The sequence below is a fragment of the Sphaerobacter thermophilus DSM 20745 genome, assembly GCF_000024985.1.
GTDB lineage: Bacteria > Chloroflexota > Chloroflexia > Thermomicrobiales > Thermomicrobiaceae > Sphaerobacter > Sphaerobacter thermophilus.
The window spans coordinates 699,550-722,008 of the sequence record NC_013523.1; the positions used below are offsets into that span (position 1 = coordinate 699,550).

At 68.2% G+C, this 22,459-nt stretch carries 25 protein-coding genes; 21 read left to right on the forward strand and 4 right to left on the reverse strand.

Annotated elements, in window-relative coordinates:
• Window positions 1-24 precede the first annotated feature (24 nt).
• The 16 genes from STHE_RS03125 (at window position 25) to STHE_RS03195 (ending at window position 14,703) form a co-directional block, all read left to right on the forward strand.
• Entirely contained in the window at window positions 25-267 is a 243-nt protein-coding gene (locus STHE_RS03125; protein ID WP_012871114.1) for a 4Fe-4S dicluster domain-containing protein, read from the forward strand.
• Between the two features lie 114 nt (window positions 268-381).
• On the forward strand, window positions 382-2,277 hold the full coding sequence (gene ctaD, locus STHE_RS03130) for a cytochrome c oxidase subunit I (RefSeq protein WP_012871115.1): 1,896 nt from the start codon (window positions 382-384) through the stop codon (window positions 2,275-2,277).
• Between the two features lie 84 nt (window positions 2,278-2,361).
• A complete protein-coding gene (locus STHE_RS03135) occupies window positions 2,362-3,321 on the forward strand; it encodes a DNA-3-methyladenine glycosylase family protein (protein ID WP_012871116.1) in 960 nt (319 codons plus the stop codon).
• A 434-nt stretch (window positions 3,322-3,755) separates the two neighbouring features.
• On the forward strand, window positions 3,756-4,049 hold the full coding sequence (locus STHE_RS03140) for a hypothetical protein (RefSeq protein WP_012871117.1): 294 nt from the start codon (window positions 3,756-3,758) through the stop codon (window positions 4,047-4,049).
• Window positions 4,050-4,111: 62 nt separating this feature from the next.
• Window positions 4,112-4,657 carry a DUF488 domain-containing protein gene (locus STHE_RS03145; RefSeq protein WP_012871118.1) on the forward strand — a complete coding sequence of 182 codons (546 nt, stop codon included), beginning with the start codon at window positions 4,112-4,114 and terminating at the stop codon, window positions 4,655-4,657.
• A 132-nt stretch (window positions 4,658-4,789) separates the two neighbouring features.
• Window positions 4,790-5,119 carry a metal-sulfur cluster assembly factor gene (locus STHE_RS03150; protein ID WP_012871119.1) on the forward strand — a complete coding sequence of 110 codons (330 nt, stop codon included), beginning with the start codon at window positions 4,790-4,792 and terminating at the stop codon, window positions 5,117-5,119.
• A gap of 15 nt (window positions 5,120-5,134) precedes the next feature.
• A complete protein-coding gene (locus STHE_RS03155; protein WP_012871120.1) occupies window positions 5,135-5,980 on the forward strand; it encodes a DUF2249 domain-containing protein in 846 nt (281 codons plus the stop codon).
• Window positions 5,977-7,329, forward strand: a complete 1,353-nt coding sequence (locus STHE_RS03160; protein ID WP_012871121.1) for a hypothetical protein — start codon at window positions 5,977-5,979, stop codon at window positions 7,327-7,329. Before STHE_RS03155 ends, STHE_RS03160 begins: the two co-directional genes overlap by 4 nt.
• Window positions 7,326-7,592 (forward strand): DUF2249 domain-containing protein, encoded by a 267-nt coding sequence (locus tag STHE_RS03165; protein ID WP_012871122.1) that lies wholly within the window; start codon window positions 7,326-7,328, stop codon window positions 7,590-7,592. The genes STHE_RS03160 and STHE_RS03165 overlap by 4 nt, the downstream gene beginning before the upstream one ends.
• 366 nt (window positions 7,593-7,958) lie before the next feature.
• Window positions 7,959-9,158: a hypothetical protein gene (locus tag STHE_RS03170; protein ID WP_148219884.1), complete on the forward strand. Its 1,200-nt coding sequence runs from the start codon at window positions 7,959-7,961 to the stop codon at window positions 9,156-9,158.
• Between the two features lie 522 nt (window positions 9,159-9,680).
• Window positions 9,681-9,881 carry a PspC domain-containing protein gene (locus tag STHE_RS03175; protein ID WP_012871125.1) on the forward strand — a complete coding sequence of 67 codons (201 nt, stop codon included), beginning with the start codon at window positions 9,681-9,683 and terminating at the stop codon, window positions 9,879-9,881.
• A 137-nt stretch (window positions 9,882-10,018) separates the two neighbouring features.
• Entirely contained in the window at window positions 10,019-11,116 is a 1,098-nt protein-coding gene (gene apbC / locus STHE_RS03180) for an iron-sulfur cluster carrier protein ApbC (protein WP_012871126.1), read from the forward strand.
• Between the two features lie 267 nt (window positions 11,117-11,383).
• Entirely contained in the window at window positions 11,384-11,530 is a 147-nt protein-coding gene (locus tag STHE_RS18690; RefSeq protein WP_012871127.1) for a lmo0937 family membrane protein, read from the forward strand.
• Between the two features lie 190 nt (window positions 11,531-11,720).
• Window positions 11,721-13,064: a beta-ketoacyl-ACP synthase II gene (gene fabF, locus STHE_RS03185; protein ID WP_012871128.1), complete on the forward strand. Its 1,344-nt coding sequence runs from the start codon at window positions 11,721-11,723 to the stop codon at window positions 13,062-13,064.
• A 27-nt stretch (window positions 13,065-13,091) separates the two neighbouring features.
• Entirely contained in the window at window positions 13,092-14,045 is a 954-nt protein-coding gene (speB, locus tag STHE_RS03190; RefSeq protein ID WP_012871129.1) for an agmatinase, read from the forward strand.
• A 28-nt stretch (window positions 14,046-14,073) separates the two neighbouring features.
• Window positions 14,074-14,703, forward strand: coding sequence for a DUF1989 domain-containing protein (locus STHE_RS03195; RefSeq protein WP_012871130.1), 630 nt, complete (start codon window positions 14,074-14,076; stop codon window positions 14,701-14,703).
• A 26-nt stretch (window positions 14,704-14,729) separates the two neighbouring features.
• Here the strand turns inward: STHE_RS03195 and STHE_RS03200 are convergent, their stop codons facing one another.
• From STHE_RS03200 to STHE_RS03210, 3 genes are all read right to left on the reverse strand, one after another.
• Complete coding sequence (locus tag STHE_RS03200) at window positions 14,730-15,056, reverse strand: hypothetical protein (RefSeq protein ID WP_012871131.1); 327 nt, start codon at window positions 15,054-15,056, stop codon at window positions 14,730-14,732.
• Window positions 15,028-15,462, reverse strand: coding sequence for a response regulator (locus STHE_RS03205; RefSeq protein ID WP_245534875.1), 435 nt, complete (start codon window positions 15,460-15,462; stop codon window positions 15,028-15,030). Before STHE_RS03205 ends, STHE_RS03200 begins: the two co-directional genes overlap by 29 nt.
• A gap of 87 nt (window positions 15,463-15,549) precedes the next feature.
• Window positions 15,550-15,801, reverse strand: coding sequence for a helix-turn-helix domain-containing protein (locus STHE_RS03210; RefSeq protein WP_012871133.1), 252 nt, complete (start codon window positions 15,799-15,801; stop codon window positions 15,550-15,552).
• Window positions 15,802-15,985: 184 nt separating this feature from the next.
• On the opposite strand from STHE_RS03210, the gene STHE_RS03215 reads away from it, so the two are divergent.
• From STHE_RS03215 to STHE_RS03225, 3 genes are all read left to right on the forward strand, one after another.
• Window positions 15,986-17,149, forward strand: a complete 1,164-nt coding sequence (locus tag STHE_RS03215) for a citrate/2-methylcitrate synthase (RefSeq protein WP_012871134.1) — start codon at window positions 15,986-15,988, stop codon at window positions 17,147-17,149.
• Between the two features lie 178 nt (window positions 17,150-17,327).
• Window positions 17,328-17,540, forward strand: a complete 213-nt coding sequence (gene rpsU / locus STHE_RS03220) for a 30S ribosomal protein S21 (RefSeq protein WP_012871135.1) — start codon at window positions 17,328-17,330, stop codon at window positions 17,538-17,540.
• Between the two features lie 141 nt (window positions 17,541-17,681).
• Entirely contained in the window at window positions 17,682-18,008 is a 327-nt protein-coding gene (locus STHE_RS03225; protein ID WP_012871136.1) for a hypothetical protein, read from the forward strand.
• Between the two features lie 70 nt (window positions 18,009-18,078).
• On the opposite strand, the gene pyrF is transcribed toward STHE_RS03225, so the two are convergent.
• Window positions 18,079-18,912 (reverse strand): orotidine-5'-phosphate decarboxylase, encoded by an 834-nt coding sequence (gene pyrF, locus STHE_RS03230; protein ID WP_012871137.1) that lies wholly within the window; start codon window positions 18,910-18,912, stop codon window positions 18,079-18,081.
• 154 nt (window positions 18,913-19,066) lie between these two features.
• Between pyrF and STHE_RS03235 the strand changes: the two genes are divergently transcribed.
• Entirely contained in the window at window positions 19,067-20,059 is a 993-nt protein-coding gene (locus tag STHE_RS03235; RefSeq protein WP_012871138.1) for a threonine ammonia-lyase, read from the forward strand.
• On the forward strand, window positions 20,060-22,216 hold the full coding sequence (locus STHE_RS03240) for a tetratricopeptide repeat protein (protein ID WP_245534876.1): 2,157 nt from the start codon (window positions 20,060-20,062) through the stop codon (window positions 22,214-22,216).
• Window positions 22,217-22,459 lie beyond the last annotated feature (243 nt).

The window sequence follows — 22,459 nt, forward strand, 5'->3', positions numbered from 1 at the left end:
TGATCGAGCTGAACAGGGGAGGTCATGACCTACGTCATTGCGGAGCCCTGCATCGGCGTGAAGGACGCCTCCTGCGTGGAGGTGTGCCCTGTGGACTGCATTCACTCCGATGACGAGGCCGAGCAGTACTACATCGATCCGGATGAGTGCATCGACTGCGGGGTATGCGCCGAAGTCTGCCCAGTCGAGGCCATCTTCTTCGAGGATGACCTGCCCGAGCAGTGGGCCGACTTCCTGCGCATCAACCGCGAGTACTTCCAAAAGTAACCGGAGGCCCGCACTCCCCGGCCTCGTCTCCCAGGATCGGAGGCGCGGGCCGGGGGTGAGGACCGGTCGACGACCCCGGACGCGCGCCAGACACTTGAGCAAGGGGAGGTCGCCATGACGCAGCCAGCCGTCACGCTTGAACGGCGACAGCCGTCGCTCGGTTCCACGATCTGGAGCTGGATCACGACTGTCGACCACAAGCGCATCGGGATCCTCTATCTGTTCACCTCACTCTCGTTCTTCTTCGTAGCGGGCGCGCTTGCACTCGTCATCCGGGCACAACTGGCCGTGCCGGACAACACGCTCGTCAGCCCGGACGCGTACAACCAGGTCTTCACCATGCACGGCCTGATGATGATCTTTCTCGTCGCAATGCCGCTCAATGCTGCCTTCTTCAACATCCTGGTCCCGCTCATGATCGGCGCGCGCGACGTGGCGTTCCCCCGGCTCAATGCCTTTAGCTACTGGGCGTACTTGTTCGGGTCGATCCTCCTCCTCACCAGCCTGGTCCTGGGAGAAGCGCCCAACGCAGGCTGGTTCGCCTACGCCAACCTGACCAGCGAAACCTTCTCGCCCGGGCGCAACCTCGACTTCTATACGATGAGCCTGCAGGTGCTGGGCGTCTCCTCCCTGGCGTCGGCGCTGAACTTCTTCGTGACCATCGTCAACATGCGGGCGCCGGGGATGACGATGCTGCGGATGCCGCTCTTCGTCTGGATGACCTTCATCACCTCGGTCCTGATGCTGCTCGCCTTCCCGCCGCTGACGATCGGGCTGATCGAGTTGATGTTTGACCGCTACTTCGGCACCGTCTTCTATCAGCCTGCCGCGGCGGGTGACCCGGTCCTGTGGCAGCACCTCTTCTGGATCTTCGGTCACCCGGAGGTCTATATCCTGATCCTGCCCGCCTTCGGGGTCATCTCGGAGATCCTGCCGACGTTCTCTCGCAAGCCGCTCTTCGGTTACCCGTTCATGGTCTACTCCGGTATCGCCATCGCGTTCCTGTCCTTCGGCGTCTGGGCGCATCACATGTTCGCCGTGGGGCTCGGAGCGATACCCAACTCGGTGTTCGGCACGACGACCATGCTGATCGCCATCCCCACCGGCGTGAAGATCTTCAACTGGCTGGGGACCCTCTGGGGCGGCTCGATCCGGATCACCGCTCCGCTGCTGTTCGCCGTGGGGTTCGTCGGGATGTTCACCATTGGCGGCATCTCGGGCGTGATGCACGCCTCGGTGCCGGTCGACTACTGGCAGACCGACACCTACTTCGTGGTGGCCCACTTCCATTACGTGCTCTTCGGCGGCACGATCATGGCCCTCCTGGGTGGCATCTACTACTGGTTCCCCAAGATCTTTGGGCGGATGCTGAACGATCGGCTGGGGCAGGTGCACTTCTGGCTGACGCTGATCTTCTTCAACGTTACCTTCTTCCCGATGCACTTCCTCGGGGTCGACGGCATGCCGCGCCGCATCTTCACCTACGCCTCCGGGATGGGCTGGGACCTGTGGAACATGGTCGAGACGGTCGGGGCGTTCGGTCTCGGGCTCTCGATGCTCCTCCTGGTCTACAACGTGGTGACGTCCCTGCGCTCGGGCGAGCGCGCGAAGGCCGACCCGTGGGACGGCCGCACGCTGGAGTGGTCGATCCCCTCGCCGCCGCCTGAGTACAACTTCGCCGAGATCCCGCACGTGCGTGGGCGTGACGACTGGTGGCGGCGGAAGCAGGAGATTGCGGACGGGTCGGCCCAGCCGCCGGCGACCCAGCCGAAGGCGCCGATCGAGCTGCCGCTACCGTCGTACGTGCCGTTGCTCGCCTCACTGTCGCTGACGATCGCGGCGGCGGGGATGGTGTGGCAGGTCTACCCGGTGGTCGGGATCGGCCTGGCGCTCCTCCTCATGAGCCTCGTCGCCTGGGCGCTGGAGCCGAATCACCCCACGGGCCCGGCGCACCACTCCGCGCAGCCGCAACCCGGTTCCCAACCCATCCAGCAGCCGACAAGCGACTGACCGCCGGGCTGTGCGAGAATCGAGGACCGGGCATGTAGAGCCCGGTCCTCAGTCGTTGTGGAGAAAACATGGGGAGGAGTCGGAATGGGTGCGCGCGTCGAACCAGTCAGCTTCACCATCGAGCCGCTGCCGCCGTTCCGGCTCGACCTGACGGTCTGGGTCCTCCGCCGCCGGCCGGACAACGTGGTGGATCGCTGGGACGGCCGGACGTACCGGCGGGTGCTCCCCGTGAACGGCCAGCCGATCGAGGTCGCCGTCACCCAGACCGGGCCGGTGGATTCGCCGTGCCTGCACGTTGTCGCGTCCGGCCCGGGCGCCGACGAAACGGTGGTTCCGGAGCTCCGGCGGACGCTCATGCGCACACTGGGCACGGGCGTGGATCTGAGCGGCTTCTCCCGACTGGCCGCGGGCGACCCGGCGCTCGCCGAACTCGCCGACCGCCTCCGCGGCGCGAAACCCACCCGCTACCCGACGGTCTATGAGGCACTGGTCAATGCCATCGCCTGCCAGCAGATCACGCTGACCTTCGGCCTGCGGATCCTGTCGCGCCTAGCCCAAGAATGCGGCATGACCATCGAACGCGACGGCGAGACTCACGTCGCCTTCCCCCGCCCGGAGGACGTACTCACCGTAAGCCCGGACCGCCTGCGCGAGTTGGGTTTCAGCCGGCAGAAGGCGCGGGCGGTGCTGGAGCTATCGGAGCGCCTGGTCGACGGGTCGCTGGACCTGGAGCCTCTGGAGGACCTGCCGGACGACGCGGCGATGGAGCGCCTGCTCGCACTGCGCGGTGTCGGGCGCTGGACGGCGGAGTATGTCCTGCTACGCGGACTCGGACGGGTGCACATCTTCCCCGGCGATGACGTCGGCGGGCGGAACAACCTCCGCCGCTGGCTCGGCATTGAGGAAGCGCTCGACTACGACGGCGTGCAGCGCGTGCTCGGGGCCTGGCGCGACTACGGCGGGCTCCTGTACTTCTACCTGCTCCTGTCCCGGATCGCCGAAGCAGGCCATGTGGCGCTGGATGGTCCACGGGAGGCGTCATAACAGACCCGGGCCACCGCGTGAACCAATGTCATCCTGAGCGGAGCCTGGACCGGCGCCAGCCGGGCCTGGCAAAGTCGAAGGATCTCTAAGCGGGGTGGTCGCCGCAGCGCGAGATCCTTCGCTGCGCTAAGGATGACACACCACCCGCAGCAGATGCGCCGCGCTGGGGCGGGTGGCTCCACTCGGGATGACAGGCAAACCAAGGGGCTCTCCCGCCTTATACCAGCCTAATCGGGTGCACCGAGTGGTGCTGGTTCCAGTACTTGAAGGCGGAACCGAGCGCCGTAGTGATTTACCACCGGCCAGGTTGGACGTCTGGTGGGCTCGGCTATGTTCTTGCAGGGCAAGCTCAAGGCGAGTGGTACAGTGTCCTGGAAGGCAGCGGGGATGGCCTGCCGGGTGCGCGCCCATACCTGACCGTTCTGAGTGGACCGATGCCGCCCGCGGCGGTCACCTCGCGGTACGGTGTCCGGTACCCCGCTGTAAAGACGATTGGCCGGGCGCTGCGCCCAGAGGTGGCGATCGTCGAGGTGGAGTACGACGACGGCGCCGTGCAGCAGACGGGCCTCACCAACGGTGTCTTCGCACTCTTCAGGGAGGCGAGCACGACCTGTGCGATCAGGGCCTACGACGCGCAGGAGCGGCTGTTGCACGAGGTTCGGGTGCCCAACGACCCATCCCCCTTCATGCGCTTCGGCCACGACGCGCCGGGGGCGTGCCGGGAGTAGGCGGCCTCGTGTCGCTCTCCCGCGATGAGCACGTCGATCCTGAGACGTAAGGCGCGGGATCCATGAGCGACGCGACCCGGGTACTCACAATCGGCCACTCGACGCGGTCTGTCGAGGAATTGATCGACCTGCTGCGGGAGAACGGCGTGACCCGGCTGGTCGATGTGCGCACCGTGCCCCGGTCGCGCAAGAATCCGCAATTCAACCGGGAGACGCTGCCCGAGGCACTGGCGGAGGCCGGGATCGCCTACACGCATGCGCCTGAACTGGGCGGGCTCCGGCGGGCGCGAGCCGACTCGCCCAACACTGGATGGCGCAACGCCTCTTTCCGCGGCTTTGCCGACTACATGCAGACGCCGGAGTTTGCCGCGGCGCTCGACGAACTGATCGACCTCGCCCGCGGTGAACAGATCGCCATCATGTGCGCCGAGGCGGTCCCCTGGCGCTGCCACCGCTCGCTCATCGCCGACGCGCTCACCGTGCGCGGCATCCCCGTCGCGCACATCATGGGTCCGCGCTCCACCCAGCCACACCGCATGACTCCCTTCGCCGTCGTCGACGGCACCGACATCACCTACCCGCCGGAGGAACCAACGAGCCAGGGTTGACCCTGCCGCTGGTAGGTTCTGCTCAGCCTCCGTTTGCGCCAGCGCAAAGACGTGCCGTTTCGGCTCCGGCATAGTCGGACGTAGCCGGGCGGTAGGCCCGGCGTGACACGGCACAGGGAGGGGTGCGACCCAGTGGGTGAACCTGCGGTGACATCGTTCCTGCTCAACCCGGAGACGGTTCTTGCGGCGCTCTATGAGGTCTACGACCCAGAGCTGGGCGTCAACGTGGTCGACCTTGGCCTCGTGTACGGGGTGGAGGTCGACGGGCGCCAGGTGCGCGTGACCATGACGCTGACCACGCCAGGGTGCCCGTTGCACGACAGCATCGCGACGGCGGTCGAGGAGGCGGTGCGGACCTACGCTCCGGTCGTACAGGACGTCGTGGTCGATCTCGTTTGGGACCCGCCCTGGGGCCCGGAGATGATCACGCCGGCCGGGCGTCGTGAGCTGGGCTGGGAATAGGGAGAGCGTTGGCGCATGAGTGAGACGGCACCGGAGCCGATCCTGGCCTCCTGGAAGGTGAATGAGGTCATCAGCCGGTACCCACACCTGGTGGATGAGCTGGTGAAGTTGAACCCCACCTTCCGCCTGCTGCGCAACCCGGTCATGCGTCGGGTCCAGAGCCGGCTCGTGACGGTAGAACAGGCCGCGGCGATCGGCGGCATGGAGCCGGCCGAGTTGGTGCGGGCGCTGAACCGCGCCATCGGGATCGAAGTCCCCGACGAGCAGCCCGCGGATCAGCTGGCTAGTGCCACGACGGCGGACGTGCCGCCCTGGGTCGGGAACGTGCCGATCGATGCCGAGGTCGATGCCCGGCCGATGCAGCGGGAGGGGCGGGAGCCGTTCAGCGCGATCATGGCTGCCGCGCGCAGCACCGCGCCCGGGCACGCGTTCCGCCTCTGGAACACGTTCGAGCCGATCCCGCTCTACGACGTGCTCGGGCAGCGCGGCTTCGTCCACTATGCCCGGCAGCACGGTCCTGAGGACTGGGAGATCCTCTTCTTCCATGCCGGTGGGCGGAGGCGTCACGCGGCACCGCAATCACAGCCGGCCGCGGACGCTCCGGCGCTTGATTGGGAATCCCCGAGCGCCACGGTGACGATCGACGTGAGCGATCTGGTGCCGCCCGAGCCGATGATCCGGATCATGGAAGCGCTCGAAGCGCTGCCTGTCGGTGGCACCCTGCTGGTGCACCACGTCCGGCGGCCGATGCACCTCTACCCACGGCTCGACGCGCTCGGCTACCGTCATGAGACGCGCGAGCTCGGCCCGGGACGGGTTGAACTGCTGATCGAGAAGACCGCCAACGTGGAGGCCCAATGATGCGCCCCCCTGGCGGAATCAGCAGCGCACACGCGCCGGACCGGGACCTCCCCGCGCGCTTCATGGCACTCGGCATGGTCGGGCTCCTCGCCGTGGCAGTGCTGGCGCCGTTTGCGGTGCCGCTCTTCGCGGGGAGCTTCAGCGATCTACGTTTGCTCGCCTTCGTGCACCTCAACACCCTCGGGGTCGTGGCCGCTGTGATACTCGGCGCCACGTACCAACTCGTGCCGGTCGTCCTGCAGACGCCGCTGGCATCGGTCCGCGTGGGGCGGGCCTCGTTCTGGGCGTTCCTGGCTGGGCTGGCCTTTCTCTTGCCGGGGCTCCTGACGCTGCAGCACTGGGCGATGGGGACGGGCGCGACCCTGTTGGTCGTTGCGTTCGGCCTCTACATCTGGGTGGTCGGCACGACGCTGCGTCGGGCGGAGCGCTGGGACGTGGTGGCCTGGCACCTGGCCGTGGGGCTGGCGGGCCTCGCCGGAGGCATCGTGGCCGGACTGCTGCTGGCAGGCAGCAAGGGGAACGGCTTCCTCGGCACGATGACCTACCCGCTCCTGGGCGCCCACGTCACCTTCTTGCTGGCAGGGTGGGTGCCGGTGCTGTTGGCCGGCGTCGCCTACCGGCTCGTGGGGATGTTCACGCTGGCGGAAGATGCCCTGTGGCGCCCGGCAGCGTGGGGTGGACTGGTGCTGATGGCCGGCGGTGCCTGGCTGCTTGTCGCGGCGTTCTTGCTCCGCACCGACGCCGCGTTACGCCTCGCTGGGGCGCTGGCGATCGCCGCGGGACAGGTGCTCTTCGCCGCGCAGTTGGTGCATCTCTACCGAGTTCGGCGGCGCCGGGGCTTCGACGTGCACATCCCCTTCGCGCTGGTCGCGGCGGCCGGTGGGCTGGTGGCGGCAGTGCTCCTCGTGGCCGGGATGGCGCTCGGCCTGCGGCCGTCCTCCGCGCTGTGGGTGGCCGTGGTTTGGCTGGCGTTGGGAGGGCTGGCCGAGACGGCGATCCAGGGCTTTTTCTACAAGATCGCGACCTTCCTCGTCTGGCTCCACCGCTACGCGCCACTGGCCGGGCGCCAGCGCGTGCCGCGTCTGGAAGAGATGTACCACCGACGTTTGGCGGTTGCCGGGTGGCTGCTCTGGACTGCCGGAATGGTGCTGTCGCTCGCGGTCGCTCCGCTCGGGAGCGCGGCGCTGGGGCACGTCGCGGGGGTCGTGCTGGCCGCAGGCGTGGGTTGCTTCCTGGCCAACGTGGGCCGCATCGCGGGCCACGGGCTGCCGAATGTGACCGTGTGGATGAGTCGGACACCCACCCGGCCGGTGGGGCCGGGTGCGACGGAGGATGGAGTGGTATCGTGACGCTAAAGACCCCGGAGACGCCGGAAGCCCCGGAGACGGTAACGCTGGACGTGCGCGAGATCGCACCGCGCGACCGGCATGCGTTGATCTTCCGGCAGTTCCTCGACCTGGCGCCGGGCGAGAGCATGCGACTGGTCAACGACCACGACCCGAAGCCGCTGTATTACCAGCTCATGGCGGAGTACCCCGGCCAGGCTGGCTGGGCGTACATCGAGTCCGGCCCCGAGGTGTGGCAGGTACGCATTACGAGGCTGACCCGCTGATTGCCGGGCCACGCGCCGCTACACCCGCGGCGGCGCGTGGCTTCCCACCCACAATCCTCTCTCCCACCCCTTCGGGCACCCCGCGCGAGCCATCGCGCGGGGTGTTTCTTGGGAACACCCGGACGCGGCGCGGCGCTGCCGACCCTCGCCGGTTGGTGATCGAACTGACGCGCCGGGGACTGTCCCGGGGGAGATGCGCAGCGCGACGGGAGGGCGTGGTACAAGGAGGCGGTAGGAAAGGTGGTGACGGCCCTGTCGGATAGGGGACCGCGGCAAGTAGTCACGCATGAACCGCGGACGACAGCAAGCGAACGACGATCCCGGTCGGGGGCGGTCTGGCCGCCGTTCGTGGCGGCGTCCATCGCGATGGCGCTGACTGGCGGCTTCGCCCTCGGCGCCGGGCTGTTCGTCGCGCGGTGGCTGGGCGGCGAAACCGGCCGCTGGTGGGTTGCGGCTAGCCAGGCGCACGGGCAGGTGCAACTCCTGGGTTGGGTCGGGCTGATGGTGCTGGGCGTGGCGGTCCACTTCCTGCCGCGGCTGGCGGGGGTGCCCCTGCGGTGGCCCCGGATGGCACGTGTTGCGCTGTGGCTTATCGTCGTCGGGCTGGTGCTGCGAGGGGTCACACAGCCGCTCCTTGCCGCAGGCATCGGCGACCCCGCGGCGAGCGTGGGGCTCGTCCTCGCGGCCGGGCTGCCGCTCGCGGGGATCACCCTCGCGGTCGCGATGCTGGTCGCCACGATCCGGGACGCGCCACCGCGGAAGACAGGGGCCTTGCGGCCGGTGCGTCCCCTGTTTCTGGTGTCCTTCGGCTCGCTCTGGATCGGGGCTGTCCTGAATGCCTACGGGCTGGTCGCCGCCGCGCGCGGTGCCGGCGTTGTCCCGGCGTCGCTGGACCGGATCATCGTCCAGATCGAGTTCTACGGGTTCCTCGTGCCGGTGGCGGCGGCGATGACTGCCCGGACCTTCCCGCTCTACTTCCAGACTCATCCGCCACGGGCGCACCTGCTGGTCCTCCCCGTAGCCGGGTTGGTCGGCGGGATCGCACTCCGGGCAACCGGGGATCCGACGCTGGTCGGGGCGGGGCAGGTCCTGCACGGGGCGGCGCTCGCATGGTTGATTGCGGCCCTACGCGTCTTCGGCCCGCGGCGACCGCTGCCCCGGCGGCCCGCCCGCCCGTTGCGCGATCCGCTGCAACTGCATGCGCTGAGTGCCTATGCGTGGCTCGCCGCGGCCGGGGGTGTTTCGATGCTGATCGGGTTGCACCAGTTGGGGCTGGCTGTGCCGGTCCTCCCGTCCGATGTCGAGTGGCACGCGCTCGGGGCGGGCTTCGCCACGCTGCTGATTCTGGGAGTCGGATCGCACATGCTGCCGGGGTTCGCCCGGCGAGAACTGCGGAGCGCTGCGCTGCCGTGGGTGACGCTCCTGGCGGGAAACCTGGCTGTCCTGCTGCGCGTAGCGGCCGGGCTGATCGGGCACGGAGGCGCCGGGCTCGGCGGCGTGGCGGGGGTGCTCGGAGTGCTCGCGGTGGTGCTCTTCATGGTCAACTTGCACGGCCCGCGGCGGTGAGCAACAGGCCAGAGTACCCCTCCTGTCCGAACGGACAGTTGTACCCCTGTCCAACCATATGCAGTGAAACAGTCCCATTGACGGGTGACAGTTGGCGCTGATCTCTCTATCCTAAGAGCAGGAAATGACGGTGAGGCAAGCCTCGCTAGCGGACGTAGCGTTCCGGAACCGAGCCCGATTGGTGACCGTGATGGGCTCAACGCGGAACCGATCCTGTCCCAACTGGTGGTACGGACACGATTCGAGGAACTCACCGATCCGGGTGGTCAGAACCTCGACCATCCGAACTCCCCTCCCTTCCCCAACGGTCGGAGCAGCCACCGGTGCTCCACCGACACCCCTGACGAAGGGCCTGCTCGTCCCCGCACGGTAACGTGGAGCAGGCCCTGACCTCTTCTTGGCGCGCTCGCTGCGGGCGCTCGGGGCGGGGAAACGGTTATGATTAGCGGAGCAGCGTGACGGCAGCTCAGGTCTCCGCAAGGGGGCCGCCGAGCGCCGCCAACCGCAGAGAGGACACGAACGATGGAGAAATCGCGCGGACTGTACCGCTCGCGGGAGCACCGGCTCGTCGCCGGGGTCGCAGGTGGCCTCGCCGAACGGTTCGGCGTGCCGGTCTGGCTGATGCGGGTCTTGTGGCTGCTCCTGCTGCTGCCGGGCGGCCTGCCGGGGCTCGTGCCCTACATCATCCTCTGGATCCTGATCCCTGAGGAGCCTGAGAGCTAACCGCAGCTCGTCGGCGTCGCAGCGCGCCCGTTTATGATACAGTTTAGTTGACAAATATCCGGCCGAGGCGCCGTCCAGGAAGGCTGCCCCGGCTGCCGGTCAGCGGTGTGCCGCTCCGTCGGAAGTGAGGAGTCTCGATGGTGGACACAGGGTTGACCCGCGAGCAGGTGATTGATGCCCTGCGCCCGGTCCAGGATCCGGAGATTGGGCGGAGTCTCGTCGATCTCGGGATGATCAAGGATGTGGCGATTGAGGGCGGTCGGGTCCACGTCCACGTCGAGTTGACCACGCCGGCGTGTCCGCTGCGCGGGCGAATCGAGACGGACGTGCGCAACGCCGTGACGGCCTTGCCGGGGGTGTCCGAGGTCAGCGTCCAGTTTTCCGCCAGGGTCCGCGCTGCCGGAAGCGGCATGCCGGATCGCCAGCCGCTCCCCGGGGTGAAGAACACCATCGCGGTTGCCAGCGGCAAGGGGGGCGTTGGCAAGTCCACCGTGGCGGTGAATCTCGCCATCGCGCTGGCGCAGGACGGCGCCTCGGTCGGCCTGCTGGATGCCGACGTGTACGGGCCGAGCATCCCGATCATGATGGGCGTCTCGCACCGCCCGACGATGCGGGACGGCAAGATCGTGCCGCTGGACGCCTTCGGGGTGAAGGTCATGTCGGTCGGGTTCATCCTCGACCCGGAGAAGGCACTCATCTGGCGCGGTCCGCTGGTTTCCCAGCTCATCAGCCAGTTCCTCAGCGATGTCGACTGGGGCGAGCTGGACTACCTGGTGATCGACCTGCCGCCCGGCACCGGTGACGCGCAGCTCACTCTCGTGCAGCGCATCCCCCTCTCCGGCGCGGTGATCGTCACGACGCCCCAGGATGTGGCACTCGCGGACGCGGTCAAGGGGCTGGCCATGTTCCGCGAGGTCAAGACGACGATCCTGGGGATCATCGAGAACATGAGCTACTTCGTCTGCCCGCACTGCGGCGGGCGCTCCGAGATCTTCGGGTTCGGCGGCGGCGAGCGCACCGCGACGCGCCACGACGTGCCGCTGCTGGGACAGATCCCGCTGGAGGGCTCGATCCGGCAGGGCGGCGATATCGGGTTCCCAATCGTGGTATCGGACCCGGATTCGGCGCCCGCGGTGGCCTTCCGCGAAGCCGCGCGCCAGGCGGCTGCACGGCTGGCGGTCGAGGCGGCGCGCAAGCCACGCCGACCGCGCATCATGCTCCGCCCGACGACCTAGCGCGCACGACACATCACGATCACGCACCCCGCCCTGGTGACTCCGGGGCGGGGTTTGTCGTATGGTCGCGGGACCGTCAGTCTCCACCACAGACAAGGAACGACTTGACGGGTACGCAGCGCGGGCTGTGCCTGTCCGTGGCGGAAAACGGCGGCTGTGCCGTGGATCGCGGAGTGCCTTCCTGCAGCGGTGGCACGCGTCTTGGGTTAGCCCAGTAGAAGGGTCTCGCACCTGTACGCGAGGCTGACGGAAAAGGAGCATCTACAGATGTTGTGGGCTATCATTGCGATCCTGGTCATTCTTTGGCTCTTGGGGCTATTGGGGAGTATCGGCGGCAGCCTGATCCACCTGCTCCTGGTCGTGGCACTGGTCGTCTTGATCGTGCAGTTGCTGTCCGGCCGGCGCGCCGTCTAGTAGTCCGGGCACCGACGACGAACTACCACGGGCGGCGGGGCGATCCTTCCGCCCGTTTTCGTGCCCTGATCCTCCTCTGCACGAGGCCATGAATCTGGTACGATCTGCCAGGCATGCCACTCCACACCGGTGGCATGCGTCGAGATACTGAACCCGCGATGAACCCGCTCCGCGAAGCAGGAGGATACCGGTGCGCTGTCCGAGATGTCAGTCGATCACACCGGCCGCCGCCAACTATTGTCCGCAGTGCGGTCATGCGTTGCGCGATCAGGCGCCCTCGGGGCGGCGCCGGGTCGTCGTCACGGGCGTCGGCGCGGTCTCGCCGCTGGGGCTGACAGCCGAGGAGACCTGGCGCGGCCTGGTCGACGGCCGCTCGGGGATCCGCCGCATCGAGGGCTTCGACCCGAGTGACCTCCCGGTGCAGATCGCGGGGGAGGTGCGCGGGTTCAGCATCGGCGATTGGGTCGACGCCAAGACAGCGCGGCAGATGGCGCGCTTCACCCAGTTCGCCGTCGCGGCAGCGGGCATGGCGCTGCAAGACGGGCGGCTCGACCCCGGATCGATCGACCCGTGCACTGCGGCGGTCATCATGGGCACCGGTGCGGGCGGCATGGCCACGATCCTGGAGGCCCAGGAGGTGGCCCAGCGGCGGGGGCTGATGCGCGTCTCCCCGTTCTTCATGACGACCTTCCCCCACAACCTCCCGGCCTACCACATCGCCCAGACGTTCCGCTTCCTCGGGCCAAGCCTGACCGTCTCCACCGCCTGCGCCACCGGCGCCCAGGCGATCGGGGAGGCGATGGAGGTGATCCGGAGCGGGCGGGCCGACGTGGCGCTCGCGGGCGGGACGGAGCACGCGATCTTCCCGCTGTTCGTCGCGAGCTTCGCAGTGCAGCGCGCCGCTTCGACCCGCAACGACGAGCCGGAGCGCGCCAGCCGGCCCTTCGACGCCAACCGGGAGGGCTTCGTGATCGGTGAGGGAGCGGCTGTCCTGCTGCTCGAGGCGGAAGAACACGCACTGGCCCGCGGCGCTACGATTTATGCTGAAGTGGCCGGCTCCGGCAGCAGCAACGACGGGTACCACCCGATCGCCCCGGACCCGGAGGGCGTCGGCGCTGCCCGCGCGATCACAGCGGCGCTCGCCGACGCGGGGATCGAGCCGTCCGAGGTGGACTACATCAACGCCCACGCGGCCAGCACCCCGCTGGGCGACAAAGCGGAGACAATCGCGATCAAGCGGGCGCTGGGGGAGCGCGCCGCCGAGATCCCGATCAGCTCCGCCAAGTCGATGATCGGCCACCTGATGGGCGCGGCGGGGGCGATTGAGGCCATGGCTACCGTCCTCACCATCCGTGACCAGATCATCCACCCGACGATCAACTACGAGACGCCCGACCCGGAGTGCGACCTGGACTACGTGCCCAACGTGGCGCGCCGCGCGTCCGTGCGGGTCGCCATCTCCAATTCATTCGGTCTGGGTGGACAGAACGCCTGCCTGGTCTTCCGCCGCTACGAGCCGGCGGAGGCACGTTAGACGGGATAGAGGAGAGGAGCGCCGCCGGTGGGCCGCTACGAACCGATCAACGCTCTGGAGAGCCCGCGCTTCAGCGGACTGCGCACCTTCGCCCGCTTGCCGCATGTGCGCGATCTGGCGGGCGTCGACGTCGCAGTGTTCGGCATCCCCTTCGACACCGCCACCACCTTCCGCACGGGAGCCCGCTTCGGGCCGGCTGCGGTGCGCGAGATGTCGGCCATGCTGCGCACCTACAACCCGTCGCTCGACGTCAACGTGTACGACTATCTCTCGGTGGTGGACTACGGCGATCTGCCGACGGTCCCGGGCTACATCGAAGACACCTACGACCGGGTCGTCGCGGCGATGGAGCCGATCCTGGCGGAAAATGTGTTCCCGGTTGGGATCGGCGGTGACCACTCGGTGACGCTGGCCGAACTGCGGGCGATCGCGCGGCGCTACGGGCCGGTGGGCTTTATCCAGTTCGACTCGCACGGTGACACCTGGGACGAGTATTTCGGGCGGAAGTACAACCACGGCACCCCCTTCCGCCGGGCGGTGGAGGAGGGGCTGATCGACACGTCCCGGGCCATCCAGGTCGGCATGCGCGGTTCGCTCTACGGGCCGGGGGACCTGCAGCAGTCGCGCGACCTCGGCTTCGAACTCTGGACCACCGACGACGTGCGCCGCGAGGGGCTGCCCGCCGTGCTGGAAGCGATCCGGCGGCGGGTCGGGTCCGGCCCGGTCTTCCTGACGTTCGACATCGACTTCGTCGATCCCAGCTTCGCTCCCGGCACCGGGACACCGGAGATCGGTGGCTTCACCAGTCGCGAGGCGCAGGAGCTGGTGCGTGGACTGGTGGGGATCGACTTCGTGGGCATGGACCTCGTCGAGGTGCTGCCGGCTCACGACCCAAGTGGGATCACCGCGCTGATTGCCGCCAATGTCATCTTCGAGTTCCTGAGCGTGCTGGCGGTCAACCGGCGCGAGCGCGCCCGCTAGTGCGCGGAACGCGGAGGAGGAGAACCCGGTGGTGCTCAAGCGCAGCGAAATCCTGGCCGGGCGGATGCCGATCCGGGCCGCCCAGGTGCGGCCACAGTCGCCAATCGCCTTCCCGATGAAGGAGGGGCAGTTCCTGCAGATCACCGATATGCAGGGGCAGCAGGTCTGCGACTTCGTCTGCTTCAACCGGCACGACATCGACGAGTACCTGTCGACCGCCCACACCCGGGGCATCAACAACTCGATGATGCTGATCAAGGGCATGAGCCTGTACAGCAATCGCCGCAACCCGATGATGGTGTTGCTGGACGACTCCGTGGGGCGTCACGACATGCTCATGCCGGCCTGCGATCGCCTGCGCTATCTGAACGACTATGGGATCGAGGACCACCCGAACTGCCGGGACAACTTCGCCTCGGTGCTAGGGCCGTACGGCATCCACTACGACCACATCCCCGATCCGATCAACTGGTTCATGCACGTGGGGCTCAAGGCGCGGGGCGAGCTGGAGATCCGCGAGCCGCTGTCCGAGGCGAACGACTACGTGCTGCTGCGGGCGCAGATGGACCTGATCGTGGCGGTGTCGGCGTGCCCGCAGGACCAGAACGCCACCAACGCCTTCCACCCGACCGACATCCTCATCCGCGTCTACGCCTAGGCGGCGCGGCACCGCCGCCGCTCCGCTCACGACTCCGCGTCGGCGGGGCGGCGGCGGATCTCGAATCGCTGGCGGTGCGGGATGCCGCGGTCACGCAGCAGGCGGCCGACGTCGATGCGCCGGAGCGCGTTGGGGCTGGTCGGCGTGCGGTGGGGTGAGATGGCCATGCGCGCGGGCAGGAGCGAACCGAAGCGGCCGTCGAGGATCGCGGCCACGAGAAGCTCCAGGTCCGGCACTCCCGGCACGTCTTCGATCTCAGCGTCGGGTGGCTCCACACGCGGATCGGAGTCGAGCCACACGTACAGCGGTGGGTAGTTTGTGCGGTCAGGCTCCGGCGACTTCTGACTGCTCATGGTTGGCGACATGGCGCGTATACACGGCGACATGGGCCAGCAGCGCGTCGAGATCGAATGGCTTCGAGAGCACGCCGTCGGCCGGGAGGTCATCCGCTTGCAGGCGCAGGTTGTGGCCGGCCGACATGGCGATGATCCGGATCTGGTTCGTGCGAGGATCGCTCTTCAGAACCCGGATGGCTGTGGCACCGTCAAGCACCGGAAGCATCAGGTCCATCAAGATCAGGTGCGGTTGCGTGGCGCGCGCCTGCTCGATCGCAGACTGCCCATCACAGGCCAAGACCGTTGAGTAGCCTTCCTCCCGCAGCAGCTCGTCGAGCAGTGTCCGGATCGCGGGATCGTCGTCGACGATGAGGATGCGCGCCACATGACCTCCCTCTGATCCCGCGGGATCGCGCTCCAGCATGCCGGTAGTCCCCTTCCCGGCTGAAAACGGCATGGGCGAGCGGCCGCTCCTTCCGCCCGGCTCCATGCGTCGAGTCTACCGCACAGCTCACGAATAGGGAATCCACGTTTCGGCTCGGGGGAGATTGTGTTCGGTGTCGTCAGTCCCCGCCGCCGACGGGCGGACGCGCAGGAGCGCCTCCACTTCGGCGCGTCGGTAGAAGCGCTCGCGCTTGATGCCGCGCCGGTAACTGCGGATGCGGCCGCGGCTGGCATAGGCGTAGAGTGTGGTGACCTTGACTCCGAGCAACTCGGCGGCTTCCGTCGCAGTCAAGTACTCGATACCGTCGATGTTGATCATGGCAGGCCTCCTGCGGCCAGTATAGGCGCTCGTTTGGACCGCGTAAAGCTGGCCTCAACGTGAATCAACCTTCGTCATGATGTGTACACAAGTTCCGGCCGCGGTGCTACCATACGGGTGGACGCTTTTCCCACCAGGCCGCACCCCGCCACGGGGCTGCGCGCCCTTGAAGGAGGTTCGATCGATGGCTGATGCAGGGACAGGCGCGGCGACCACCGCGGGCAGAGGGCTCGAGGGCATCGTCGTCGCCGAGTCCGAGCTGAGCCTGGTAGACGGGACCAACGGGCGCCTGTACTACCGGGGCTATAGCATTCACGACCTGGTGCAGAGCGCGTCCTTCGAGGAGGTGCTCCACCTGCTCTGGTATGGTGAACTGCCGACCCGCGCTGAGCTGGATGAGCTGAACGCGAAGCTCGTCGCCGCGCGCGTGCTGTCCCCCTCCGTGATGGAGGCGCTGCGCGTGCTCCCGCGCGGCGGGGAGCCGATCGATGCGCTGCGGGTGGCCGTCACCGTCATGGGGATGGAGGACGCCGACGCCTTCAATCTCTCCCGCGACGCGCTGCTGGAGCGCTCCATCAAGCTCACCGGGGCGATGGCGACCATGCTGGCCGCGTTCGATCGGCTGCGGCATGGCCAGGAGCCGGTCGATCCGGACCCGTCGCTCGGGCATGCCGCCAACTTCCTCTACATGCTGCGCGGCGAGCGAGCCAGCGAGCTGCAGGAGCGCGCCATGGACGCGTACCTGGTGCTGCTGGCCGAGCACAGCATGAACGCCTCGACCTTCTCGGCGCGCGTCACGCTGTCGGCGCTGTCGGACATCTACTCGGCCGTCTCCAGCGCGCTGGGTACCCTCAAGGGCGATGCCCACGGCGGCGCCAATCGCCGGGCGATGGAGATGCTGCTGGCCATCGGCTCGGCCGACAATGCCGAGTCCTACGTGGAGGAGTCGCTGCGGATCAAGCGGCGGCTGATGGGCATGGGCCACCGCATCTACAAGACCCGCGACCCGCGCGTCGACCATCTCATGGGCTACTCCGAGAAGGTGGCCGCGGAGAAGGGCGACACGACCTGGCACGAGCTGGCGGTGCGCCTCGAGCAGATCACGAGCAATCACCCCTACTTCCTGGAGCGGAAGCTGTTCCCGAACGTGGAGTTCTATTCGGCTCCGTTGCTCTACTCGCTGCTCGGGGAAACCGATCTCATGCCGGCGGTGTTCGGGATCAGCCGGATCGGCGGCTGGACGGCGAACCTGCTGGAGCAAGCGGCGGCCAACCGGATCATCCGCCCGCAGGCGGCGTACGTCGGACCCGATCCTCGGCCCTTCGTGCCGATGGACCAGCGCGGGTAAGGCGTTTCGTGGCGACAAGACGGCCGGTCGGGCCGGTGGTGTGCTATACTGATAAAGACATCACCGGACGGCCGGCCGTTTCAGCGTGCGCGCGAGCGGCGCGACGCAACCGCTCGCCGGCGCCGCCGATCCTCGAGTGGGTCGCTGACGGTGTGTCAACATCTAACAAGGAGAGGAGGTGATCCGGCTCGTGCGCGTAGAACTGAGGGATTCCGAGAGTTTTGACTCACTGCTTCGGCGCTTCACCAAGGAAGTTCAGAAGTCGGGCCTGCTGCGCGACTATCGGAGCAAGCGACGGTTCGTGAGCAAGAGCGAGCAGCGGCGCGCCAAGGCCCGCAAGGCCGAGCACAAGCGCCGGCGCAAGCTCGCCAAGATGGCGCAGCAGCAGTAGTTGCTGCCTGCACTGGAGCGCAGGACCGGATCACTCCGTCCGTTAGTTTGGTGTGCATGCAGGGAAGCGCCCGTTGCCGTCCGCGGCACCGGGCGCTCGTGCTGACTCGCCCTGGTCGGCCCACGAGGGCCGGAGGATTCCGTGAATATCCAAAGCGTCAAAGGGCTGACCTGGCTGCTGCCGACAGCGTCGATCGTGGCGCTGCTCTACATCGGCGGCGCGATCACGCTGGCGCTGACGCGCGATATCTCGATTTGGCTGATCCTGCTGCCCGCGTTCCCGGCAGTGATGCTGACCTGGATCGCCCTGATTGTGGCCTTCGTCGATGTCACGCAGCGCCCCAAGACCCAGATCACCGACGAGGCCCGAATGGTCTGGCTGCTCTTGCTGGCGCTGCTGAACATCTTCGCCCTGCTGCCGTACTGGCTGATCGTCATCCGCCCCAACCGACACTCCACCGCCGGGTAGCCGGCCGTACCCGTCACCCATGTCGTGTCGTCGGCTCATGCCAGGGCGACGTTCCTCGCGTGTGCGCCGACTAGCTCTGGCGTGCCTGATTGATGGCGTCGCGGAGTTCTATCGCGGCGCGGCGGGCGGCCTGGGCGAAGTCGGGCCCGGTGCCGGCGTAGATCACGCCGCGAGCGGCGTTGATCAGGAGCCCGCCGCCTGCCGGATCGAGTCCGGCCTGGACCGTTGTGGTCAGGTCGCCGCCCTGGGCGCCGACACCCGGCACGAGGATCGGTAGGTCCGGGCACCGCTCGCGGACCTCGGCCAGTTGCCGGGGGTAGGTGGCGCCGACGACGAGCCCGCAGGTGCCGTAGCGGCCCTGCCAGCGCCGGGCGCGCTCCGCGACCCGGAGGTAGAGGGGCTCTGTCGTGCCCTCGTCGGTGACCGGGAGGTCTTGCAGATCCCCGCTGCCGGGGTTTGAGGTCTTGACGAGTACGAAGACCGCGCGGTCGGAGCGGGAGAGGAACGGCTCGAGGCTGTCCTCGCCCATGTACGGGTGCACCGTCACTGCGTCGAAATTCCAGGCATCGAAGTAGGCACGGGCATAGGCGACCGAGGTATTGCCGAGGTCGCCGACCTTCGCGTCCAGGATCACCGGGATCTCCGGCGGGATCAGTCGGCGCGTCTCGATCAGCGCCTCCACTCCGGCGGGGCCGTAGGCGAGGTAGAAGCCCAGGTTCGGCTTGTAGGCGCAGACGAGGTCGGTGGTGGACTCGATGATCGCGCGGTTGAACGCGAGGACCGTGCGCGCGTCGTCGGCAGGGCCAAGGTGGGTGGGGAGGCGTGCCGGGTCTGGGTCCAGGCCGACGCAGAGGAGCGATCCGCTCCGCTCGCTGGCCGCCCGCAAACGCTCGCGAAAGCTCATTCCGCCCCTCACCTTCGGCATTCGCTTACAATGTGTCCGTTCGTTCCGGCGCTCCGGGGTCGCCATGCACGGCGTCGCCGAGATACTATAATGCCGGTGGAGCCGGAGCAACGAGGGGGACCGTGGCGGCCCACCGAGGGGGAATGGAGAGACAATGGGGACCGGGATCGGTTCGGCGTATCGTGTGCCAACGCTGCAGGATGTTCTTCATGCGCGCACTGTAGTGAGGCGCTACCTGGCCCCAACCCCGCTCCTCCACTCGCCGGCCGTCAACGAACACCTCGGCTTCGACGCCTATCTCAAGTGTGAAAACCTCCAGCCAATCAATGCCTTCAAGATCCGCGGTGGGCTCTACCTGATGAGCAGGCTCGCGCCTGAGGAGCGCGAGCGTGGCGTCGTGACGGCGTCCACCGGGAACCACGGGCAGTCGATCGCGTACGCCGCGCGTCTCTTCGGCGTGCGCGCCGTGGTCTACGCGCCCGACGGAGCCAACCCCGACAAGGTCGCGTCGATGCGGCGGCTGGGGGCCGAGGTGGTGCTGACCGGGCGGGACTTCGACGAGGCGCGACTGGCGGCCGAGGAGCGGGCGGAGCGCGACGGAATGCGCTATATCCACTCGGCCAACGAACCCGACTTGATCGCCGGGGTCGGCACCTACGCGCTGGAGATGATCGAGGCGGTGCCGGACCTCGACACCGTGATCGTGCCGGTCGGCGCGGGCAGCGGCGTCTGCGGCACCGCGATCGTGATGAAGGCGGTCAACCCGGCAATTCGGGTCATCGGTGTGCAGTCGGAGGAGATGCCGGTCGTCTACCGCGCCTGGCGGGAACGCCGCTTGTTGGAACTCGACGGCGGCATGACTTTCGCTGAAGGTTTGGCAACGCGCGTTGCTTTCGAGTTGCCGCTCCGAATCATGTGGGATCTTGTGGACGATATGCGTCTGGTCTCGGAGGAGGCCCTGCGCACGGCGATCGTCCACCTCATCAAGACGGCGCATCTGCTCGCCGAGGGGGCCGGCGCGGCGGCATTCGCGGCCGCGGAGCAGATGCGCGAGGAGCTGGCCGGCCGGAAGGTCGGCTTGATCGTGAGCGGCGGGAACATTACGCTTGACACGTTGCGTTGGGCACTAGCGATGGCGGGGAGCTAGATGGCGATGGACGGGGACTGGGTCGACGCCGAGCGGGGGACGAACTCGAGGCGGGGCCTTGGGTTCGAGCAGGTCGGCCGGTGGCTGCGCCGGCGGCAAGGGATAGAGCGGAACCCGGTCTACCGGCTCGCGGCCGATGTGTGGGAAGGGCGCATTCCGGTCGAGCGGGCCTATCAGGAGGTCGAGAAGCATTCCATCCTGAACCGCCTGGCGGACGGCGACCTCTGGGAGCTGGACCGGGAGGCGGCCCGCGCCGCGGTGGATGACCCGGAGCGGGCACTGGTTCTGGCGCGGCTCGCCATCCTGGCGGCGCGTTACAAGGGCTTCGACCGGGTGCTCGTCGACTGCAACCTGCGCGCGGCCGAACTCCTGGCGGAGATGGGCGAGACGCGCGAGCAGGAGCTGCACCTGCGCGAAGCGCTCCACGCCGCCGAGCGTATCGCCAACGTCCCCGGCCAGCGTCGTGCCCTGGCCCGCCTTGCGCGCCTCGCCTTTGAGCGGGGTGAGACCGAGCGCGCCCGGGAACTCCTCGCCCGCCAGTTGGACGCCGGGCGCGAGGATGTCGACACCCTCGAAGATGTCGAGACGGCTCTGCTGCTGGGCGATCTGGCGCGCGGCGAGGGGGATGAGGCCGCGGCGCGCGAGTTCTACCACCGGGCCGGGCGTAGCGCCCGTCGAGTCGGCCATTTCGCGGGCGTCGTCGATGCCCTGCTGCGCCAGGTGGTGATCCTGCGTGAGCAGGGAGACCGCGACCAGGCCATGCTGCTGCTACAGCAGGCGCAGGACGCGGCGGAGCGCACGATCGACACCCGGCTTCAGGTTGAGATCGCGGTCCAGGCAGCGGCGCTGATGGCCGAGGCCGGGCAGTTCGACGGTGCCCGATCGCAACTCCTCGGCGCGCTGGAGCGCGCGCGGGAGATCGGCGACCTGACGATGGAGAGTCGCTGCCTCACGGGGCTGTCGCGGGTCGAGCAGCACGGCGGCTATCTGGCGGAGGCGGCGGATCACTTCCGCGAGCTGGCCGAGCTGGAGCAGCGGCTGGGCAACCGCTCGGCGGCGGTTCGGGCGCTGCTCGAGGCTGCCGAGGCGCTGATCAAGCTCCGCGACGCCGAGGGGGCCCGTGGTCTGCTCGAGTCGGCGGCGCAGGTGAGCGAAACCCTGGACGACCCGCTGTTGCGGCAGCGAGTGCTGGGCCTGCTCGGCTTGGCCTACGGTGCGCTGGAGCGGCGCAACGAGGCGCTGGAGTGCCTGATGCAGGCGCTCGACGACGCGCGGCGCAGTGGCGACCGCCAGGCCGAGTGCCGCTGGCTCCTCGGCATCGGAGAAGTGCTCCTGCAGTTCGGCGAGACGGCGGATGCGCTCGCTGTCGCCGCCCGGGCGCTCGATCTGGCCCGCGAGGCCGGCAGCAGCCGTCTGGAAGCCGAGGGCTACGCGCTGGTCGGCTCGATCAACCTGAGCCGCGGCATGCTGCGGGACGCCGAGGAGAACCTGCAACGGGCGCTGACGATCGCGCGCGCGTATGGCGACCCCGGCGAGCAGCTCCACTACCTCCAGATCCTGGCGCAGCTCAGCGTGCAGGCGGGGCAGACCCCGGCCGCGATCAAGCACCTGCGGCAGGCGCTCGAGGTCGCGACGGTCGACGGCAGCCCCGAGATGCGTGCCCGGCTCCACGGGCAACTGGCACGGCTGTACCAGTCGAGCAACCACCTGGCCGAGGCCGAGGAACACTACCGCGGCGCCGTGATCGCGGCCGAGGAGGCAGGGTCACAGCGCTTCCTGGCGCGGGCGCTGCGTGGGTTGGCCACCGTGCAGGACGCTGCCGGCAAGGCCGACGCCGCGATCGAGACCTACGTCCAGGCGCTCAAGGTCACCGAGGAACTGGGAGACCGCGCCAGTGCGGCGATTCTTCACTACAACCTCGGTGCGCTGCTCTACGACCGGCAGGAGGACGACCAGGCGCGGCGCCACCTGGACAAGGCGATCGAGCAGGCGATGATGGCCGGCGACTTCGCCACGTCCGACGCGGCGCGAGAGTTGCTGCGCTGGCTCAACGCGCCGGGCAACGGCGGGCAGCCCGACGCTGCGGACGACCTGCTGCTCGGGGAGATCGCGGTCAGCGACGACTCGGAACCGCTGCCGGACCTGTTCCGCGAATAACGCCTCTGGCTAGCTAACCGTCCGTACAAATTGTACCTACGTACTCTAGACGTACGTACACCCGTGTGTTAGACTGGCCCTTGTCAGCCGGTCACAGAGGCTGATCCCCACACGGTAGCAGAGATTGATGGCTCGGCGGAACCGAGAGGGGCCGCCGCTGGGGGATTGTGCGTGCCGTGCGCGGCCGCAGTGGAACTGCGGCGGAAATCGACCAGGTGTTGGGAAGGCCGAACATGCCTCGTC

Excerpts from the sequence above, each read along its gene's own strand:
- STHE_RS03145 (WP_012871118.1), top strand. The coding sequence starts at position 4,112 with ATGAGCGACGCGACCCGGGTACTCACAATCGGCCACTCGACGCGGTCT.
- STHE_RS03155 (WP_012871120.1), top strand. The coding sequence starts at position 5,135 with ATGAGTGAGACGGCACCGGAGCCGATCCTGGCCTCCTGGAAGGTGAAT.
- STHE_RS03215 (WP_012871134.1), top strand. The coding sequence starts at position 15,986 with ATGGCTGATGCAGGGACAGGCGCGGCGACCACCGCGGGCAGAGGGCTC.
- STHE_RS03160 (WP_012871121.1), top strand. The coding sequence starts at position 5,977 with ATGATGCGCCCCCCTGGCGGAATCAGCAGCGCACACGCGCCGGACCGG.
- STHE_RS03125 (WP_012871114.1), top strand. The coding sequence starts at position 25 with ATGACCTACGTCATTGCGGAGCCCTGCATCGGCGTGAAGGACGCCTCC.
- pyrF (WP_012871137.1), bottom strand. The coding sequence starts at position 18,912 with ATGAGCTTTCGCGAGCGTTTGCGGGCGGCCAGCGAGCGGAGCGGATCG.
- STHE_RS18690 (WP_012871127.1), top strand. The coding sequence starts at position 11,384 with ATGTTGTGGGCTATCATTGCGATCCTGGTCATTCTTTGGCTCTTGGGG.
- STHE_RS03170 (WP_148219884.1), top strand. The coding sequence starts at position 7,959 with ATGGCGCTGACTGGCGGCTTCGCCCTCGGCGCCGGGCTGTTCGTCGCG.
- STHE_RS03135 (WP_012871116.1), top strand. The coding sequence starts at position 2,362 with ATGGGTGCGCGCGTCGAACCAGTCAGCTTCACCATCGAGCCGCTGCCG.
- apbC (WP_012871126.1), top strand. The coding sequence starts at position 10,019 with ATGGTGGACACAGGGTTGACCCGCGAGCAGGTGATTGATGCCCTGCGC.
- STHE_RS03205 (WP_245534875.1), bottom strand. The coding sequence starts at position 15,462 with ATGCTGGAGCGCGATCCCGCGGGATCAGAGGGAGGTCATGTGGCGCGC.
- STHE_RS03140 (WP_012871117.1), top strand. The coding sequence starts at position 3,756 with ATGCCGCCCGCGGCGGTCACCTCGCGGTACGGTGTCCGGTACCCCGCT.
- STHE_RS03175 (WP_012871125.1), top strand. The coding sequence starts at position 9,681 with ATGGAGAAATCGCGCGGACTGTACCGCTCGCGGGAGCACCGGCTCGTC.
- STHE_RS03240 (WP_245534876.1), top strand. The coding sequence starts at position 20,060 with ATGGCGATGGACGGGGACTGGGTCGACGCCGAGCGGGGGACGAACTCG.
- ctaD (WP_012871115.1), top strand. The coding sequence starts at position 382 with ATGACGCAGCCAGCCGTCACGCTTGAACGGCGACAGCCGTCGCTCGGT.
- STHE_RS03210 (WP_012871133.1), bottom strand. The coding sequence starts at position 15,801 with ATGATCAACATCGACGGTATCGAGTACTTGACTGCGACGGAAGCCGCC.
- STHE_RS03200 (WP_012871131.1), bottom strand. The coding sequence starts at position 15,056 with ATGAGCAGTCAGAAGTCGCCGGAGCCTGACCGCACAAACTACCCACCG.
- STHE_RS03235 (WP_012871138.1), top strand. The coding sequence starts at position 19,067 with ATGGGGACCGGGATCGGTTCGGCGTATCGTGTGCCAACGCTGCAGGAT.